This is a genomic window from Fodinibius sp. (assembly GCF_041642155.1).
GTDB lineage: Bacteria > Bacteroidota > Rhodothermia > Balneolales > Balneolaceae > Fodinibius.
This window is the reverse complement of the sequence record NZ_JBEPWZ010000316.1, coordinates 1-3326: the sequence shown is the minus strand read 5'-3', so window position 1 is coordinate 3326 and position 3326 is coordinate 1. Positions and strand designations below refer to the sequence as shown.

The window sequence follows — 3326 nt, the reverse complement described above, 5'->3', positions numbered from 1 at the left end:
GTCAAAATCATTTTTCTTGGCCCAGCGCGTATACATCCGGTACAGCATTTCGGCCCAGTCCTGGCTTTCGGTCCCCCCTGCCCCCGGGTTAAAGGTAAGAATAGCATCCCGGTGGTCATCTTCGCCCCGAAGCATATTCTTCAGTTCCAGGGCCTCCAGCTTACGCTCGAGCCTCCCCGCCTCCTCTTCAAGTTCTTCCTTGACGTCTTCTCCTTCCTCCAGGAACTCCTGGTATACCCGGATACTGTCGCAAAGCTCATCCAGCTCGTCCCACTGGGCTACCATGGTCTTCTCATGGTCCAGTTTTTTCATGATGCGGCGAGCCTCCTCCGGGTCGTCCCAAAAATGGGGGTTCTGCGTCTGCTCCTGAAGCTCTATTATCCGAACCTTTCGCTGATCGTAGTCAAAGATACCCCCTGAGCGCATCCACGCGCTCAAACAGTTCCTTCAAGTGATCGGTATTAATCGTCGTTAGATCCACAGTAACTCCTGTATATAATTTATTTAACCGTTAAACGTATAAAGGGCTTTCGATTCACTGCTTATGTCATCATTACCTATAACTATAGCAGCATAGCTCGATTCCTATTCACCTGAAAGATACAAATTTCACTGAGGATTGCATGGAAATTTTTATGAGGGACATACGCGGATATTCTGCCCCAACCTCTTGTTTCATCATCTCAACATCTTATCCCCAATATGTTGTCCTCAAGGGATCATTGTTATCTGCCACACATCTGGATGTTAACCACCCTGAACGGTTTGCTGGTGGGTTAGCACGCATTTCTCACCACAGGTTGAAAAATCCGCAATAATGAACTTGTTTCTACCAAAAAATTACAATTCTTTCACACCTAATACATATCGGTCTTGTAGGTTAGACATGTTATGAAAAAACTATCAATAACAAGCATAGCTAACGATCTCCAGGAATGGCTGTTTAACGCTGTTACATCCAATAATTTGGTCTATAACAGCTGCTGGGAGGATCCGCGGCTGGATCGCAAAATGCTGCAGCTCGACCGGCAAAGCAGGGTCGTGATGCTCACCAGTGCCGGGTGCAATGCGCTGGATTATCTGCTTGACGGACCTCGGCTTATCCATTGTGTGGATCTTAATCCCGCACAAAATGCGCTGATGGAGCTGAAACAGTCACTGTTCAAAAACGGGAATTTCCCCCTTTTATGGGATTTCTTTGGAAAGGGTAAAATTGAAAGCGCATCAATTGTTTATCGTCAAGACCTAAGGCATTTTTTATCTCCTTCCAGCCGGCGGTACTGGGATAACCATATCGACTACTTTATTCCCTCCCCCACCCAGCCGAGTTTCTACTTCAACGGTACATCAGGAAAGGTTGCGCTAATGATATACAAGAGGATCCAGCGCAAAGGCCTCTCATCAAGAATACGGAAACTCCTTGATGCACAAACTATTAAAGAACAAATCTATTATTTTAAAGAGATTGAGCCGCTACTCTGGAATGGCTTTCACAAATGGCTGGCAGGCCAGCATGCGCTCACCAGCATGCTGGGCGTCCCGGCGACCCAGCGCAATATTATTGCTCAGAAATACGACGGGGGTCTGTTTGATTTTATACAGCAATCCCTGCGCCGGGTATTCACCGGGCGTCCCATTCATGACAACTATTTCTGGCGCGTGTATTTAACAGGATCATACCGGCGGGACTGCTGTCCCAATTACCTGCGCGAGGATTATTTTCAGTTATTACGCAAGCGCGAACACAAGATCAAAACGCATACTTTGACCCTGCTGCAATTTCTCAGGAACCATCCCGGCACCTATACGCACTTTGTACTGCTTGACCACCAGGATTGGATGGCGAACTCCAAACCGGATCTGCTTGCCAGCGAGTGGCGTCATATCCTGGCCAACTCCAAAGCCGGTACGCGAATAGTATTTCGTTCTGCAGGGGCTTCAATTGATTTTCTGCCCGCATTTGTCAGGGACAGGGTCGATTTTCATCCGGGACTGACCAACAGTCTCCAGGCCGGCGACCGGGTTGGAACCTACGAAAGCACGCACCTGGGACTCGTACAATGATGGACCCGGCCTCTTTCCATACCGTCTCCAATCAGGAACATGAAGTCGAGCGATACTACCGATTTCATGCCCCCCTCTACGATGCAACCCGCTGGAGTTTCCTGTTCGGCCGGGCGAGCCTGCTGGACATGATCCCGGTTCTGCCCTCAGAGCCGCAAATCCTGGAAGTCGGTTGCGGTACCGGGACAACTATTGAGCGACTGGAATTTTATTTTCCCGATGCCCGGATAACGGGACTCGACCTCTCGCCCGACATGCTGGGAAAAGCAGGGAGACGCCTTCGCCATTCGACGCAGGTAGAACTGAAACGGGGCCGTTACACAAGCGATAGCTTTGACTATAATTCTTTTGACCTGATACTTTTTTCCTACTCGATGACGATGTTTGGTCCCCATATCGACGCCTTCTTCAATCACATTTTGGAGGACCTGAAACCGAATGGATATATCGCTGTCGTTGATTTTAATACCAGTCCCTTTCCCTGGTTCCGACGGTGGATGAAGTTTAATCACGTCCAGTTAGACGGACATCTTCTGCCTCTGCTCAAAAAGTATTTTCATCCGGCCGCCATTAACATCAAAAAGGCTTACCTGGGATTGTGGACCTACTTCCAGTTTGTCGGCAAACCGTAAGCAATACCCACAACCACTTTTCCTGTGAGAAGAACATAACCTTTTCGTATTTTTGAGGCGTTATGGAGCAGATAGAACAACAGATTACAGAGATTGAAGAGGAACTCAGGGAATCGCCCGACGACGCAGCGTTGCTCAATGAACTGGGCATCGGCTATCACATGCTGGGAGAATACGATCAGGCCGTGGAAGCCTACCAGCGTTCCCTCGCTGCCGATCCCGGGAACTTTAAAACGCATTTCAACCTCGCCAATACCTTTTTTGAGCTCAAACAAATTGAACGGGCGGTGACCCACTATCTGGATGCGATTGATATTCAGCCCGACTATGTCCCCGCCCTTAACAACCTGGCCGATATCTATGAGCTGGCCGATGAGACGGAAAAAGCACGGGAGCTTTTTGAACATATTACCAAAATCAAACCGGATGATGCGATGGGCTACTTCAACCTGGGGAACCATCACCTCCGCGCTAACAATACGGTTGAAGCCGGACGCTGTTACAAAAAAGCCATTGAGCTGAATCCCGGATTCTACGAAGCCTACAATAATATCGGCTTCATGCTGAAGCATATAGAACAGTATAGGGAGGCGATTCCTTATTTTGAGCAGTGCCTGGAAATTGCCCCTG

3 protein-coding genes and 1 pseudogene are annotated in these 3326 nt (G+C 48.7%); 3 read left to right on the top strand and 1 reads right to left on the bottom strand.

What is annotated here, in order from left to right:
• Nucleotides 1-466, bottom strand: a pseudogene (locus tag ACESLU_RS13310) (PCRF domain-containing protein); the annotation flags it as partial.
• A 425-nt stretch (nt 467-891) separates the two neighbouring features.
• Here ACESLU_RS13310 and ACESLU_RS13305 point away from each other — a divergent pair.
• From ACESLU_RS13305 to ACESLU_RS13295, 3 genes are all read left to right on the top strand, one after another.
• Nucleotides 892-2064, top strand: coding sequence for a DUF3419 family protein (locus ACESLU_RS13305; protein ID WP_372639118.1), 1173 nt, complete (start codon nt 892-894; stop codon nt 2062-2064).
• Nucleotides 2061-2696 (top strand): class I SAM-dependent methyltransferase, encoded by a 636-nt coding sequence (locus ACESLU_RS13300; protein WP_372639117.1) that lies wholly within the window; start codon nt 2061-2063, stop codon nt 2694-2696. Before ACESLU_RS13305 ends, ACESLU_RS13300 begins: the two co-directional genes overlap by 4 nt.
• A gap of 62 nt (nt 2697-2758) precedes the next feature.
• Nucleotides 2759-3326: tetratricopeptide repeat protein (locus ACESLU_RS13295; protein ID WP_372639116.1), on the top strand; the 568-nt coding region annotated here is incomplete at its 3' end.

Bases quoted from the DNA above. Each gene is read 5' to 3' on its own strand.
- ACESLU_RS13305 (WP_372639118.1), top strand. From the start codon at position 892: ATGAAAAAACTATCAATAACAAGCATAGCTAACGATCTCCAGGAATGG.
- ACESLU_RS13300 (WP_372639117.1), top strand. From the start codon at position 2,061: ATGATGGACCCGGCCTCTTTCCATACCGTCTCCAATCAGGAACATGAA.